General features: G+C 58.9%; 12 protein-coding genes. 4 read left to right on the forward strand and 8 right to left on the reverse strand.

Going from position 1 to position 15830, the window contains the following annotated elements; translation table 11 throughout:
- Window positions 1–157: 157 nt before the first annotated feature.
- Both J3P77_RS08165 and J3P77_RS08170 read right to left on the reverse strand, forming a co-directional pair.
- Complete coding sequence (locus J3P77_RS08165) at window positions 158–2065, reverse strand: pyruvate kinase (RefSeq protein ID WP_434680986.1); 1908 nt, start codon at window positions 2063–2065, stop codon at window positions 158–160.
- A gap of 212 nt (window positions 2066–2277) precedes the next feature.
- A complete protein-coding gene (locus J3P77_RS08170; RefSeq protein WP_434680987.1) occupies window positions 2278–4440 on the reverse strand; it encodes an ATP-binding protein in 2163 nt (720 codons plus the stop codon).
- 187 nt (window positions 4441–4627) lie between these two features.
- On the opposite strand from J3P77_RS08170, the gene J3P77_RS08175 reads away from it, so the two are divergent.
- Complete coding sequence (locus J3P77_RS08175; protein ID WP_434680988.1) at window positions 4628–5200, forward strand: GNAT family N-acetyltransferase; 573 nt, start codon at window positions 4628–4630, stop codon at window positions 5198–5200.
- A gap of 155 nt (window positions 5201–5355) precedes the next feature.
- Here the strand turns inward: J3P77_RS08175 and J3P77_RS08180 are convergent, their stop codons facing one another.
- The 6 genes from J3P77_RS08180 to J3P77_RS08205 all read right to left on the reverse strand — a co-directional run bounded on the left by J3P77_RS08180 (window position 5356) and on the right by J3P77_RS08205 (window position 12693).
- Window positions 5356–6417 carry a DMT family transporter gene (locus J3P77_RS08180; protein WP_434680989.1) on the reverse strand — a complete coding sequence of 354 codons (1062 nt, stop codon included), beginning with the start codon at window positions 6415–6417 and terminating at the stop codon, window positions 5356–5358.
- The gene (locus J3P77_RS08185; RefSeq protein WP_434680990.1) at window positions 6404–7327 is read right to left on the reverse strand and encodes an NADP-dependent oxidoreductase; all 924 of its coding nucleotides are present in this window, start codon (window positions 7325–7327) and stop codon (window positions 6404–6406) included. The genes J3P77_RS08180 and J3P77_RS08185 overlap by 14 nt, the downstream gene beginning before the upstream one ends.
- A 61-nt stretch (window positions 7328–7388) precedes the next feature.
- Window positions 7389–7751, reverse strand: a complete 363-nt coding sequence (locus J3P77_RS08190) for a DoxX family protein (RefSeq protein ID WP_434681926.1) — start codon at window positions 7749–7751, stop codon at window positions 7389–7391.
- Between the two features lie 492 nt (window positions 7752–8243).
- Window positions 8244–9848, reverse strand: coding sequence for a putative bifunctional diguanylate cyclase/phosphodiesterase (locus J3P77_RS08195; protein ID WP_434680991.1), 1605 nt, complete (start codon window positions 9846–9848; stop codon window positions 8244–8246).
- 517 nt (window positions 9849–10365) lie between these two features.
- Window positions 10366–11592 carry an MFS transporter gene (locus J3P77_RS08200; RefSeq protein WP_434680992.1) on the reverse strand — a complete coding sequence of 409 codons (1227 nt, stop codon included), beginning with the start codon at window positions 11590–11592 and terminating at the stop codon, window positions 10366–10368.
- Window positions 11593–11952: 360 nt separating this feature from the next.
- On the reverse strand, window positions 11953–12693 hold the full coding sequence (locus J3P77_RS08205) for an SDR family NAD(P)-dependent oxidoreductase (RefSeq protein WP_434680993.1): 741 nt from the start codon (window positions 12691–12693) through the stop codon (window positions 11953–11955).
- 73 nt (window positions 12694–12766) lie between these two features.
- On the opposite strand from J3P77_RS08205, the gene J3P77_RS08210 reads away from it, so the two are divergent.
- From J3P77_RS08210 to J3P77_RS08220, 3 genes are all read left to right on the forward strand, one after another.
- Entirely contained in the window at window positions 12767–13693 is a 927-nt protein-coding gene (locus J3P77_RS08210; RefSeq protein ID WP_434680994.1) for a LysR substrate-binding domain-containing protein, read from the forward strand.
- A gap of 195 nt (window positions 13694–13888) precedes the next feature.
- Window positions 13889–15121 carry a hypothetical protein gene (locus J3P77_RS08215; RefSeq protein WP_434680996.1) on the forward strand — a complete coding sequence of 411 codons (1233 nt, stop codon included), beginning with the start codon at window positions 13889–13891 and terminating at the stop codon, window positions 15119–15121.
- Window positions 15118–15822 (forward strand): HAD family hydrolase, encoded by a 705-nt coding sequence (locus J3P77_RS08220; protein WP_434680997.1) that lies wholly within the window; start codon window positions 15118–15120, stop codon window positions 15820–15822. Before J3P77_RS08215 ends, J3P77_RS08220 begins: the two co-directional genes overlap by 4 nt.
- Window positions 15823–15830 lie beyond the last annotated feature (8 nt).

Consider the following 15830-nt stretch of genomic DNA (forward strand, 5'->3'; position numbering starts at 1 on the left):
CGGTTGAATGACATTACCCCAGCGTAGGCAGCCACTCAAGGCCGCAAGGGATAACGTTCGTAAGAGATGCGGCGTGCCGCGCCCGTCGCGCGCTGATGGCGCGACGGGATGATGAATCGGGAACAGGTTGGAACACGGCAGGCGATGCAGGTTCCCGTCATGTAATTGAAGCTTTGGGCCTGGCTTTGCGCGACCGCTGCGTTGCGGCCACCACCGGTGAAGCCACCGCGACGCCAAGCTTTCTCATCATTGCGCGCTTCTTCATATGATGGGTTTGCATGCGCTGAAGTACGTCGTCCAGAGCGCTGATCGCCCTGAGGATATGCGGACCTTTGTTGAGCATGACGCACTCGGCGCGCACACCCATTGCCGCGTCGGTCATTTCGGCGCGTGTCGCCCGGCCACTCTTGGCCAGGGTTTCCAGCACCTGCGTGGCCCAGATGACGGGTACATGCGCGGCTTCGCACAGGCTGAGCATTTCTTCCTGCAGCTCGGCGGTGCGTTCGAAGCCGGTTTCTACCGCCAGATCACCTCTGGCAATCATCACGCCCAGCCGCGGGTGGTGCATGCCGGCCAGCAGCAATTCGGGCAGATTCTCGAAGCCGCGGCGCGTCTCGATCTTGAGCACCACGCCCAGGCGCATGGCGTTCAGGCGCTGCAGATGGGCGAGCAGGTTGCGCACATCCTCGGCGGTGTTGACGAACGACAGCTCGACGATGTCTGCATGTGTGGCGGCAAACTCCAACGCATCGATGTCCTCACCCGACAACGCTTGCAGCGGCAGGTCGGTCAGCGGCAGATTGATGCCCTTGTCGGCGCGCAGTTTGGCTCCGTCCGGCGCGTGGGTGATCAGCACCTCGATGCGTTCGTCATCCCGGGAAACCACATGACCGCCGAGTTTGCCGTCATCGAACCACACCGGTTCGTCCTGCAATACGGCGTCGAACGCGACGGACGAAGTGCAGCCGATGTGCGCGGGCCTCAATACCTGACCTTCGTTGCCCAGTGCAGCTGGCCGTCCTTCACTGGCTTCACGCGTCAGGATCAGGTAATCGCCTTCCTGCAGATGGATGGGCTGCTCTCGCTCGGGCACCGCCTTGAGCCGTGAGGTCTTGATTCGTGCGCCGGCGCCCTTGAGCTTGAGGCGGGTACCCGGCGCGAAGTAGGCGGTCTGTTCCAGCTCGGCCCAACAGCCCTGGTCGGTCGCTTCGACAATACGCATGCGACGCCTGGACTGGCGGCTGTCCTTGAAGCTGATGCGGTCATCAGTCTTGAGCGCCGCGAGCCATTTGCGTGCCACCTGGATTGAAGGGCCCTGTGTGCACTCGGGCAAGTCACTGGTCAGCAGCAGACGAGCAGGGCGGATCACCTGACCGAAAGCGTCTCTGACCGGTTTGACCTTCAGCACCGAAGGGCCCGGCGCCAGCGGACCGGTTCGCACCTTGGGGCCGGCCAGATCCATCACGACCTGACACGGCGTGCCCAGCTTCTTTGCGGCAGTGCGCAGGTGTTCAATCATCCGCGCCCAGACCTCAGGTCCGTCATGCGCGCAGTTGATACGCTGGCAGTTCATGCCTGCCAACAGCATCTGCTCGATCAGCATCGGATCATCGGCCGCTTCGCCGGGCATGGTCACCATGATGCGTACCGCTCGCTCGGCCGGTGTTTCACCGAACAGTGCCAAAGCGTGCTGTTCAAGGGCTGTGGGCGTGTTGTCGCGAGCTGTTGCCGGGCAGGATCGGGGAACCAGGGTCTGCTCGCCGGTCAGCCGCTCCAGAACCGCGATCAGTTGGTCGACGGTTTCCAGCGCCGCCGCCTCGCAGCGGCCCAACGACGACAGGCCCAGTGCGGCCAGCCGGGTTTGCAGCGGTCGCAGGTCGTTGCGACGCAGGGCCAGATAACTCAGCAGATTGGCCGCGCCGGCCTGAAAATCTGGATGGACGTCAAGGCTGGTCGCGCCCTTGGCGGCCTGATGAATGTCATCGCGCAGCACGCGCAGTTCTTCCAGTGCGCTCTGCATCTGTCGCTTGTCCGGGTACTCATCGTAGTGGTTCAGCGAGTTCATATTCGCGCCTCATGATTTTCTGGGAACGCGCGAAGTGCGAAACATTGTGCAGCCAGATCCGCAACCAGCGCTTTGAATGCAGGGGTCTCGTCAGGCTAAAAGCTGTTTGTGGCGGTTTTGTGACAGCCGGGGTCTCATCCGATCAAGGGTGTCCATGGAGCGGGTTTGGGAAGTTTGTGCTGATGACGGCGGGCGGTACCGCCCGCTCGGCATCACTCGTCATTAATTAGTGCGTCCACGCGTTTGCAGAGTTCGGTCAGACTGAACGGTTTGGTCAACAGTTGCCGGGTCGAGCTGACAGAGACCAGCGACGAACCGCCCGCGAAGCCTGTGATGAACAGGATCTTGATACCCGGGTATCGGCTCTCGAACTGTTCCGCCAGGCTGACGCCGTTCGTGGTGCCGGGCAGACCTATGTCTGTCAGCAGCAGGTCAATATGGCTGAGCCTGTCGGCCTGCTTCAGCGCCGAAACGCTGTCGACGGCGTTGATGACCCGATAACCCAGCTCCGTCAGCAACTCGGACACGGTCTGGCGGATTGCCGTTTCGTCGTCGACCAGCAGAATAGTCTGGGCGGACCGCGCCCGGGCCAGATCGTCCACTTCAACGGCTGCCGCGCCTTCCTCCTTGGTCGGTTCCAGGTTCACCACGGGGAAATACATGGTCACCGTGGTGCCGACTCCCTCCGTGCTGTGGATCCTGACCTGTCCGCCGGACTGCTGGGTGAACCCGTAAATCATAGAAAGGCCCAGGCCTGTCCCTTCGCCGATTTTCTTGGTGGTGTAGAAAGGTTCGAAAACCCGGGGCAGCACCTCCGGCTTGATGCCGGTCCCGGTATCGGAAACCGAAATGGTCGCATAGGCACCAGCCGGGATCATGATCTCGGCCGAAGCGGTTGCGTTGACGACACGGCGTTCGACCTTCAACTTCAGGGTGCCGCCGTTGGGCATGGCGTCGCGCGCGTTGATACACAGATTGAGGACGGCGTTCTCCAGTTGGTTGGGATCGCACTGTACCCGGTCGCCGCCTCTGAACGAGCACTCGACGGCAATGCCGGGGCCGACCGAACGGCGAATCATTTCTTCCAGGCCTGCCACTACTGTGCGCGGCTCCAGTACCACCGGCTGGAGCGATTGCCGTCTCGAAAACGCGAGCAGCCGCTGGGTCAAGGCTACCGCGCGAGTCGCCGACGTCATGGCGGTTGTGGTGTAGCGGGACAGTTCATCGAAACGTTCCCTGTCGATACGCCGCTGCATCATTTCCAGGCTGGCAGTGATGCCCGCCAGTAAATTGTTGAAGTCGTGGGCGATGCCTCCCGTCAATTGGCCGACAGCTTCCATTTTCTGGCTTTGTCGCAGCTTCGCCTCCGCGAGGGCGCGCTCGTGCTGTTCGGCTTCCAGTTGCTCGGTGCGCTGAGCGATGCGGTCTTCAAGGAGATCGTTCCAGTCCCGCAGCGCGCTTTCGAGTTGCAAGCGGTCGTTGATATCTTCCACTGTGCCATACCACTGCTCGCAGGCTCCGGCGTCACTTAGGCTGCACAGCGCCCGCACCCGGAACCAGTGATAATTTCCGGCCCGGTTGCGCAGGCGGATCTGCAGATCGAACGGCTGCAGCGTCGAAAGCGACTGGTGCCACAGCCGGGCCAACGATGTCCGATCATCCGGATGCGCAACGTTCAACCAACCCCGGCCCAGTGTCTGCTCCGGCGTGAGCCCGGTGTATTCGTACCAGCGCTGATCCAGTGACAATACCGAACCATCACTCGCCGCCGTCCAGGGCCATAACGGATTCAGCTCGGCTGCGATCCGGTAATGCCGTTCGCTCTCACGCAGCTTTTTCTCCGTCAGATGCATGGCCCGCAGGGCGCGGGTGCGTTTGAACGCCGCGCTGAGCAGGTTTCCGTAACTGCGCAGGAAATCGACATCGCTTTCGGTAAATTGCCGAGGGGTGCGACTGTCGACCTCGAAGATGCCGAACGGCCGCCTATCGGACGCGCCGGACACCAGGACATTGACGAATGCTTTGACGCCGTTTTCATGCAGGAATGGGCGATACCAAAAGCGCTGTTCGGTAGCCACGTCCGGCGAAATGATCGGCGCGTCGATATCGAGCGAGTAACGCTCCGAAGTACCTGCGTCCGCCCGAACCCGAACGTTGCCTACCACGCCAGGGGTCCAGCCCACGCCGTTGCTCACCAGAAATGTCACGCCGTCGTCTTCCAGCAACATGAACTTTGCCAGGTGAGTTTGCAGCGCTTCACCGACCAGCCGACACGCCTCGTTCAGGACGTGGTCAAGATCCTCCGATACCAGCGCCAGCTCGCCGAACTCCGCCAGCACCTTACGTTGCCGCAATAATGTGTGCTCCGTTGTCATGGGGTGCCCTCACTGATCCTGATCATGCGAGGCTGGCGTTCAGGCAAGGTTCCATGAGTGTGCGCAGCGCCGGACCGGCTGTCCTTTATTTCAGGCGTTAAGCCAGTACGGCCGCCAGGCCCTTGGCGCCGGACTGTGCTGGAGAATGAGCACCTAAAGAATCTAGACGCCATCCGGATTGCATGACATGACTTATGATGCAGGTATTATCAGACGCTTTAATGATGAAACCGCCGAACTGAAAGAAGGCGAGTACTGGCTTGAGACATTGAAGGACGACACCCCGATCCTTATCCGCGAGTTGCGTGAATCCAACCGGGAACAGGATCTGGCTTTTTTGAATACCCTTGGAAAAGATACGCCGCACTTTCGTTTTCTTGCCTCCTTTAGTGACAGCGTGGAAGGAATGCATGATCAGCTGATGGATGTCAGTCATCACAATCGCATGGCGTTCGTTGCCTTGGTGCATGAAGGCGGTCAGATCGCACAGATTGGTACGGCGCGTTATGGCGCGTACGAGGGCGATGCCCATTGCGAGTTCGCCGTCGCTGTATCTGAACGCTGGCAGCGCAAGGGTGTGGCGAGCCTGCTGATACAGCATTTAATGGATACCGCCACCCGTCGAGGTTTCAACAAGATATCCTCCATGGACTCAGCAAATAACCAAGCCATGGAAGGTTTGGCCAAGAGTCTGGGGTTTACAAGTCGGGTTGATCAGGAGCATGAGCCCCGGATATTTCGTAAATATGTTCTTTCTTGATGATTCTCGGATTTTTCGCTGTGAACTAGAGCTGTAACCTCGGCAGTAGACAGGCGGCTAGTGTCAGCGCCTGCATTGGTTTTAGAAGCCCGTTATCTTATTGGTCCCTGCGCTTATTAAGTTGCCAACGTTTGCGCGGGACTTTCCCGAGCACCTCAGGTCCTGCTGCTTCTTCCGTAAACGAGCAATCCGCTGAGCAGTACCAGAGCGATTCCGATAATGGACGAGGCGGGCGGGTAGTCGGCAAATACGACGATCCCGAATAAAGTCGCAAAGACGATCTGCAGATAGCCCAACGGAGCAAGCACCGCCGAGGATGCGTAGCTGTAGGATTTCGAAATCAGAAAGTGCGCAGCAAGCCCCAGGCCTCCCAGCACAGACAGCTGGGCCCATTGAACCGCGCTGGCCTCCGCCCAGTAAAACGGCATCAAGACCGTGAGAATGAGCGTGGAAAAGACCCCGACGTAGAAACTGCTGGTGGACGCGCTGTCCTGTTCGCCCGCCAGTTGCGTGAGTATCTGATACAGGGCGAAGAAGAATGCCGTGGCCAGCGGGAACAACATCCAAGGCGTGAATCCCTGGCCTTGCGGATTGATGATCACAATGACACCGACAAAGCCGATGATTACTGGCAGCCACTGCGATCTGCTGATCCGAGTGCCAAACACGAGGGGTGAAAGAATCGTCACGAAAGCCGGAGCCAGAAAAACCAGCGCGGTAGATTCGGCCAGCGGTACGTGGGTCAGGCCGTACATGAACGTGAGACTGTCGGCCAACAGACACAACGCGCGGCACAGATGAAGCCAGGGGCGTTGAGTCTTCGGGAAAGCCCGCTGTTTCCCGGCAAGCACTACGGTGCTGATAATACAGCTGTGAATCAGATACCTGACCCAAGCCACGAATATCACCGGCAGCGACATGATCAACGTCTTGGAAAGCGTGTCGTGCGCGGCAAACACCAGTCCGACCGAGCCCATCAGAATCATGCCCATGACATGGGGCCGGATGCGTGTCGAAACGGTCATGGAATCTCCCTGAATTGCTTCGCGCTGACTTTCAAGAGCTTGCCGTGATCCCTGCACGGGGCGAATCGAGCCACGTCTCGTTTTGATTTGCCCGCTGTTCTGTAATTCTGGCGTTGGGTTCGCCCCAACGCCACGCACCACGGTCGGCAACAAGACGGACGCTATGTTCTGCAGGGTTTCAACGGCTGACATCAAGTACGATTTTGCCGCGGGTGTGTCCGGCCCAGCTCTGTTTCACCGCGTCGATAACTTCTGTAAGCGGTACCACCTGAGCCTCAAGTCGTAGCTTGCCGGCTGTAAAGAGCGCGGCAATTTCTGCAAGCTGGCGACCATCGGAGCGAGTAGCGAAGTTTTTGCCGCTGACGCCGTATTCGCGGGCCTTTTCTGCCGCAGGTGCGCTGACCGGCGAGACCAGAACGCCACCCCGTTTGATAACGCTCCAGGAGCGGGCCTGAGTGTCTCCGCCCACCAGATCGATTACGGCATCGACGTCAGCAACGCTGTCCTCGAATTTTGCCGAGGTGTAGTCGATTACCTCGTCTGCGCCAAGAGACCGAAGATAGTCGTGGTTCTTTGCGGAGCTGGTTGCGATTACATAAGCGCCGGCAAGGTGGGCCATCTGGATTGCGAAACTGCCGACGCCACCTGCGCCGCCGTGGATAAGGACTTTTTGGCCTGCCTCTATTGCGGCGTGTTCATGCAAGGCTTGCCAGGCAGTGAGAGCCGCGGCAGGAACGCCACCTGCCTGTTCCAGCGACAAGTTTGTCGGGGCGTGCGCAAGCCGATCCGCTGTCGAAAGCGCTTGAGTCGCATACCCGCCGACGATCCCGATGAAACCGAACACCTTGTCGCCAACCGCGAAGTCGCTGACGTTCTTGCCGATCGCGGCGACAGTCCCCGAGACCTCTACACCTGGCGTGTAGGGCAGTGGTAGAGGAATGAATTGCTTCATGGCACCTGAGAGGATTTTCCAGTCGATCGGATTTATCCCGCTACCAGCGACGTTGACTAGAACCTGATCGTCGTTGGGTGCCAGATCCGGGACCTCTTTGAGCTCCAGAGCTTCTGCCTGGCCGTACTGTGCTACCTGGATGGCTTTCATAACTGTGTCTCCGTTGCGAGATCAAGGTTGGCCGGCCGTGTTGAACGTACCGGCGATTCGATTAGTGGCGACGCGCATCGAGGCTGAAGCGCCCAGCGCCGAAGGCGACGATCTGCAGGAGCCCGCCTGCCATGGCGATATTTTTGAAGAAGTGGATGAACTGATTCTGGTCCGCCAGAGCGCTATGAAAAATCAGAGCGGTAAAGACGCTGAAAATCGCCAGCACGGCAGCTGTGGTCCGAGTGCGGTAACCGGCGATCAACGCGGCGCCGCCCAGGATTTCGACGGCGATCGCCAGAGCCAGCGCCAGCTGTGGAAACGGGAGCCCGACAGAGCCGATGTAGCCAATCATCATGGCGGGAGCACCAATTTTGGATACACCGGAAAGAATGAAGATTGCGCTTAAAAAAATGCGCCCGACCAATGAGGCGGTGCTGTTCAGGTTAGTGGAGGTTGCGACCGAAGAGCTTGAGATGATTGCTGCTTGAGCCATGAGGGTAGATTCCTGTTCGTTCAGCGCTTCAGGGTGAAGAGCTGTTGTGGGGAAAATATTGTCATCCCGTGGCTTTACTTAATAGCCGACTAATTCCGACAGTTACGTTCGATAAAATAGAAATCTTTCCAGTTGGTCGTCCGCTGCTTTTGCAAGGCGGGTTTTACGCGCTCATCCAAATAATCGGAAGGCTTTGCAATCCGACGCGATAGGCCGGATGAGAGAGCGCCTGGTTTGGCAAGGTCAGGGAGGTCTGCGTCTCTTCTTGGGCTGGATCAGGCAAGCATGGCGGACCAATCGAATAACGCCGGCATGGCTCAATCAGTAGGCTGATCCGTAAGTGAAAAGCGCAGTTTCGCTGGCGGGACGTCAGGATGTACGCGCCGGATCTAAAGGTTTGTTCCAGCCGCCCGGAAAGGCTTTCTAGGAAACCAGGGGCCATTCAGTTGCGCCGGGGTTGATCGCTTCATTATCAGATTTTGATAACGATCCCAGCAGCTCCCTTAGGCGCGTTTCCGAAAGCGGCTCACTGAACAGAAACCCTTGCGCCAGGGAGCAGCCTGCTTCATTCAGCCATTGCGCTTGTCCGTGCGTTTCAACACCCTCCGCAACAGCTGGCAGGCCCAGTCCTTTACTCAGATGAAGGACGGCCCGGACGATGCGGGCGTTTTTGTCGTTTTCAAGAACTGTGCTGATGAAGGTGCGATCTATTTTAAGTTTGTCAAAATTGAAGTGAGCCAGTTGAGCCAAGCTGGAATAGCCTGTCCCGAAATCGTCCATGGCGATACGGATGCCCATGTCACGCAGCGCCTCCATGTGCTTGCTTGCCAATCCCATATCGCTCACCACGGCTGTTTCGGTCACTTCCAGTTCGAGCCTCTCCGGCGGGAAACCGCTTCGCTGCAATGCGCTCCGCACCCGGTTGACGAGACCTTCATCACGAAGGTCCAGTGCGCTCAGGTTGAATGCCAGACAGAGGTGCTCAGGCCAAGCTGTTGCCTCCCGGCAGGCTCGTTCCAGCAATAACGTGGTGAGCTCGCGCATCAGACCGGATCGCTCCGCAGCAGGGATGAAATGTAAGGGTGAAATCGGCCCATGCACGGGATGATTCAGGCGGGCCAAGGCCTCGAAGCCAACAATGCGCTCGTCCTCCAGAGCAACAACTGGCTGATATGCCAAGCTCAGATAGCCGTTATCGAGTGCTTCGCGCAGCAACTGCACTACTTGGGATTGCTCTTCCAGATGCAAATCCCGACTCGGATCGAAAAACCGAACTGCATTCTTGCCGTCATGCTTACCCTGGTACAGCGCGAGATCGGCACGACGGAGCAAGCTGCTAAGGTCCATCCCGTCTTTGGGAAACTGCGCAACGCCATATGTGCCTGCTGTGCAGAGACGTACGGAGTCAAATACCATAGGGCTTGAAATCAACGAGGCGAGTTGGTCGAGCAAAAGACGAGCCGATTCGGCTGTTTTTGCAGACCGAATGATCAGTGCAAACTCATCCCCACCCAGACGGCAGGCGAAATCACCGCTTGGTAAGCTTGTACTGATACGGTTTGCCAATTCCTGCAGCAGCCGATCGCCATAGCTATGGCCATAGACATCGTTTACGGATTTAAAGCCATCAAGGTCAAACAGTACAAGAAAGAAAGGATCATCAGGACACAGTCTGCGTGAATGGAACTCCAGGTCCAGCCCTCTGCGGTTGGGCAACCGCGTCAAGGTGTCATGGATGGCCATATCGATGGCAGCTTTTTCAGCCAGACGTCGACCGACAATTTCCTTGCGAAGCTCATAGACCCTTCGGATACCAAAGACAAAGCCACACCAGCCCATGACGACGAAGCCCAGGAAGAATTCGTCTGCCTGCCAACTCTCGTGCAGGCTATTGAAGCGAGCAAGTGCTTCATAAAGGTCAAGGTGAATGCCAGCCCAAAGCACACAAGTGCCCAAACAGGCGATGACGAGAAAGTCTAACCACGCTTGGTGGAGGCTCAAGAAGCGACGTAAAAAGCGCTGGGCCATAGTAATGCCATCATTTGGGAGCTTAGTCTGTAGCTATCGACACAACCGACATTTCCTTAAGGCCATCGGTCATCCAGGATGAATCGCCCTGGGTTTCGTAGACAATCATGCCCTCGCTTTTGGCCCGTTGTAGTCATCGATCAATGTCCGCTTTGGATTGATAGCTGTCCCCTTGTGACGGACAGCAATCGCCAGCAAGCTGCCTCCCAAAGAGACCGCGTCATGCAAGCGCTTTCAGATTCCATACAATCGAATTGGGAGTGGCTTTGGCAGCGAAGAGGCTGGTGGTGGGAAATCAGCAACAATAATCACGCCTGTAAGCCGGCTCTCGCCAGCAAAACGAAGATGCCCACGCGGCTCCGATGGAGGCGCACCGGCCAGAACTGCCGCCACCGAGAACAGGGCGAATGTTCGTCCACCGTTTTGTGCTGGAACGTGGCGTAGCGGGCGGAGAAACAGCTTGATAGCGACGGTTGGAATCGGACCGTCGCCACTAAGGCTGATGACATCGATCGGTTCAGCCGGGTTGGGCTGCCAGGTTATTGCTGACGTTACGTCCCAGCACAAGCACCGTAACAAAACCGCAGGCCACCAGCGCCGTGGTCAGACCCAATAAAACGGAGCTGCCCAGGTGGTCGACGATCTGGCCGCCAAAGAATGAGCCCAACGCGATGATCACCTGGAACAAGGCGACAAACAGGGGCATGCCTCGTTCAACATCCTTGGGCGCTACGACGAACATCCAGATACTGGCGCAGGCCGGGAAGGCGCCGAAGGCGAAGCCCCAAAGCGCGATCAGCATCGCCGCGCCGGTCATGCCAGTGGCGAAGTAGGGGAACAGTGCGGTGCTGATGCCGATCATCAGTGCGACCAGCAATAAGGTATTACGCACGCTGCGGTTGGCGGCGAAGCCGGCAAAGATATTACCGATCACGCCGGCCACGCCATAGAGCAGCAGCAACGAACCAATTGTTGGCCCGTCGAAGCCTGCATTTCCTTTGAAGAACGGCGCGACATAGGTATACGCGGCAAAGTGCGCGAGGCCGATCAGCAATACTGCGATCAACCCGACCCGAGCTTGTGGATTGATAAACAATGCCGGGAGATCAACGATGCGGATGGCCTTGTCCGGGTAGAGCCGTGGCAACAGGAAAATCTGCGCCAGCAGTACCGGTATGCCAACCAGTGCAGTTACCAGAAAGGTCATGCGCCAGCCCATCAGGCCACTCAGCCATGTTCCCACGGGCACGCCAAGCACGGTCGCCAAAGTCACTCCGACCATGATGATCGAGGTGGCTTGGGCTACGCCGACTCCCTTCGGGGCGAGGCGGCCGCTCAGGGCAATGGCAGTGGCCCAGAACCCGCCGATACTGACGCCCAGTAATACACGGCCCAGCAGCAACAGGTTGAAGTCGCTGGCGTAAGCCACCACCGAGTTGGCAATGATCATTATCAACGTCAAGCCGATGAGCAGGTAGCGGCGGTCCATGGCGCCGATGGCCACAGACAGGAAGGGGGCGGCTAGGGCGGCCATTATGCCGGGGAGGGTCACCATCAGCCCGGCGCGACCTGCACTGATGCCGAGGTCGCTGGCAACATCGTTGAGCACACCCACCGGGAGAAACTCGCTGGTAACCAGCGCGAAGGCACCTACGGCGACTGAGAGAATCGCCAGCCACTGCTGTTTGACGCTTCGTTGATTATGTTCGAGTAGACCATCAGCGGCCTGAGAGGTGGTTGGCATGGTGTCAGGTTCCGGAAGGGAGCCTCGCCTGTAGGCAGGCGGAGGGGCGGCGAAAAGGGGAGGCGATTATAGAGGGACGGATTCGGAGCCAGGCAGACGGAGCGTTCGATAGTAATCATCAGCCTAATCGATTGGTCGCCTTGCCTGGAGCGGCCGGAGTTGACCGCCTGGTGCTGTTGATCGGCGCAAGCTTCAGTGAGGCTTTAAAAAACGGCGGTTCCGACCCACGGAGTCCTCTGCGACGATCATCTCGATGTAATGCATATCCTTGAATGCGTCGTGCGGTGTGGCGCGCCCGACGCAAGGAGGCAAAATACGCAACGGCCCGTCCAATTCCACAACCGGCAGTGCAAGGCCTGCCTAGAAAACCATTCCACCTGCCACATCCAGCGTGCTGCCCGTCACCCACGCGGAATCGTTGGATACCGCGAATGCCACGGCCCCGGCAATGTCGGCAGGCTTGCCGACACGACCGAGCGGCGTTTTGGCGATGAAAAACTCGTCCATTCCTTGCGCGGATTCTGCATTGCCTTCGGTGTGAACGAATCCCGGCGCGACGCCGATCACACGAATGCCACGGGGGCCAAGTTCCATTGCGAGCGAGCGGGTCAGGGTGTTGACCGCGCCTTTGGTGGCGCAATACACATGAACCTGGGGGTAGGGGCTGTGGGCCAGCCCTGAACTGATATTGACTATGGCCGAACCGGCTTCCATCACCCGGGCGGCTGCTTGGGTGGTTAACAACAGCCCGCGCACGTTCAGGTTGAAGTGTTTATCGAAGCTTTCAGCACTCAGTTCTTCAAGCGAATCCGGCTGATATATGCCAGCGTTGTTGACCAGAATATCCAGACGGCCAAAAGCTTGAATGGCGGCATCGACCAGCGGCCCGATTTCGGCAGGCTGTGAAATATCCGCCTTATGGGCTATAGCTTTGCCGCCCGCCGCCGCAATTCGTTGAACCACGCGCTCAGCATCTTCAGCGCTGCGCGAGTAGTTGATGATGACTGCCGCGCCGTCGGCCGCCAGTCTTTCAGCGATACCTGCCCCGATGCCCTTTGAAGCCCCGGTGATGATTGCCACTTTCCCGATTAACCGGCTCATACCCAACCCTTCAGATGAATGTCAGAGCGCATGGTAGTCTCGTCGATCTTTTCCATTGATAGGTGTAATTGCCATGCAGTATGAAGCGCTGCTTCACAATGGCGCTATACGGCCGGATCTTCTGCCTGGCATCGCTGCCTTCGCTCAAGTAGCGAAGTACGGTAGCTTCACCAAGGCAGCTGTAATCATGGGTATTTCACCCTCCGCCCTTTCACAGACGCTGCGCGCGTTGGAGAGTCGGCTTGGCGTGCGGCTGTTGGAGCGCTCCACGCGCAGGGTCGGCTTGACCGAGCTGGGTCAACGTTTTCTGGAGTTCGCGCAACCGGGCCTGGCCGCTCTCGCCTCGGCGATCGAAGACGTAAACGAGCTGCGTGAAAAGCCCACCGGCTTACTGCGGCTCAATGTTTCGCGCACTGCCGCCGATGTTGTCTTGATGCCTCACCTGACGGCGTTCATGGACGCCTACCCGCAAATCACCCTGGAGATCCATTGCGATAATGCGCTGCTGGACCTGGTCGCCGGCGGCTTCGATGCCGGGCTTCGCATCGGCGAATATCTTGCGCAGGATGTGGTGGCGCTGCCTATGGGGGGTACTCACCGTATTGCCACTGTGGCAGCGCCGAGCTATCTGCAGGGCCGTGAGGCCCCCTGTACGCCTGACGAACTGCGCCACCATCGTTGCGTCAATATTCGCTTGGCAGATGGCGTCTACCGATGGGAATACAGCCGCGATGGGCACCTGATCGAAATTCAACCGCCCAGCCCGCTGATGAGCAATGACTCCGACACCCTGATGCAGGCTGTTCGCGCCGGAGCAGGTATCGGCTGTGCATTTGAAGCCCAGGTACAGAATGACATTGCCAGTGGCACGCTAGTAGCGCTGCTCGAACCCTGGTGGCCGGGCGTATCGCCGTTTTACTTGTACTACCCGAGTCGCAGCCATGTTCCGCGCAAACTTCGGGCGTTCATTGATTTTATGAGGGCGCGCCTTAACGGTTGAGCTCGCAGGGACAAGAACACGAGTAGTCGTGCACCGTGCTTGCAGCCCCGACACGCGGCCAAGCGCAGCGCCAGTCGTCGTGCGGATAGATGGCCTTAATGAACCGCTGCCCCCGCCTACATGCCCATTACTCATACCCCGTGCGTCTTGCACGAGGCGAACTGAGTGACATTAATGTCAGGGCGAGGTACGCATATGCTGCACATTCATTTCGGGGCGGGGCGCCTTGGCTTGGGCCTGGTGGCCCCCGTACTGCGTCGAGACGGCGCTTCGCTATTCATACTCAATCGTGCTGTATCTGCGGGCAGCGCTACCGGCGGGACCGCCGTGGACCCAGCCCGGCGCAACGCTTTGCTGCAGGATCATCCCCACAAAACCTATGTTTTGAAGACGCCGGGCGGCGTCGGTCAGGTCCGTGAACGCGTGACTTATGATGGGTTCTTCACCTACCAGAGCAGCGAGGACATACCGCGGATTGTAGAGCGGATCCTTGAGCAGAGCCCTCGTGCAGGGGAGGGGGTGGTGGCGACTGCTTCCGTATTGACCGCAGAGCATTACGAGCCCGTGATTCAAGCCTTGAACGCGCTGAGTGAAGCAAAGGCAGGGACAGCCGATCGCGTTGGGGACCTGTACCTGATCGCCTGCGAAAATACCGTCAGTGCCACCGAGGTGCTTGACCATGATCGCTTCGCCCAAGTGGTCAGCGAGACGACGCGCGCGCATACCCGTTGTGTTCACGCCCTGGTGGACAGGGTTTGTGTGGAGCTCGAAGAAGCCGAGATTGACGGCGTGCCGACCTTGGTGGTGATGGCGGAAGAGTACGCTGCGCTGAAACTCAAGACGGGGCCGGAAAGCGAAGGCCTGGAGAAATTGCTCGAGGGGACGGGAGCCACCTTCAGCCACCACTTGGAGGTCGAGAAAGACATCAAAAGCTGGCTGCTCAACGGTTCCCACTGGCTGATCGCCCTGACCGCCTTCCAGGAAACCGAGGGCAATGCCGACCTCAAGCTCAACGCCTGGTTGGCAGAGCACCCGGACCATCGCCTGTTCGCCGAAGAGATCATCAGCGAGATGCGCGATGGGGTCGAAGCATTGCTGCTGGCTGAACCACCCTATGCTGCGTTTGTCCATGACGTGGACGTTACGGATTACCTGGATAAGGCGGCGGCCGCCATCCTGGCTCGCTTCGAAGCCAACGAAGACACCATCGCCCGGATCCTGGCCCGTTTCCGCGCCCCGACCCCCGAGGCCATCAGTACGGTTGAACAATTCATCGGCCGTTTCCTGAGCCGCATCGAAGGTCCGATCACGGCGTTTGAGCGCAAATACGGCACACCACCGATCTCGACCACCCACAGTCTGTTCAACCTGTTTCGCCTGCAAGCCAGTGGCATGTACGTGGACTCCAACTGGAGCGAGGCATCATGACCGAGACATCATTAACACAACACCAGCAGCTGCCCATCGAGGGGCTGATATTCGACTGCGATGGTGTACTCATCGACAGCGAGACTCTGGTATGCCGGATCGCGGCCCAGGAGCTCACTGCCATGGGTTATCCCATCACCACGGAGCAGGTCATCACCCGCTATGCCGGGCGGCCCGACCATGAGATGCGCGCCGAGATCGAGCTCGACTGGGGGCAGCCGATCCCGGCCGATTACCGCGAACGAGTGAACGCGCGCACGGTAGACGCCTACGCTAGCGAACTGCGAATCATGCCGGGGCTAGTGGAGGCGCTTGAACAGATCGACTTGCCGATCGGCGTGGCATCCAGCAGCTTCCCCAGCAAACTGAAGCTGGGCCTGGAAACCGTGGGTTTGTACGAGCGATTTATGCCCAATGTGGTCAGTGGTACCTTGGTGGCCCATGGCAAACCGCAGCCGGACGTATTTCTGTTCACCGCCGGATGGCTGCGCATCAGCCCGATGCGCTGCCTTGTGATAGAGGACAGCGTGGCGGGTGTGACCGCCGCTGCGGCGGCGGGGATGCATGTGCTGGGCTTTGTTGGTGGCAGTCATTGCGACGAGCGGCTCGCCGAGCGCCTGCTGGCTGCCGGCGCCCGTTCGGTGTTCGCGGACATGACCGATTTGCCGCTTCTGGTGCAGACGCTGCGCGTGGCTGGCTGAAAGCAGGG

Origin of the sequence: Pseudomonas sp. R1-18 (assembly GCF_051132095.1) — a bacterium.
Taxonomy (GTDB): Bacteria; Pseudomonadota; Gammaproteobacteria; order Pseudomonadales; family Pseudomonadaceae; genus Aquipseudomonas.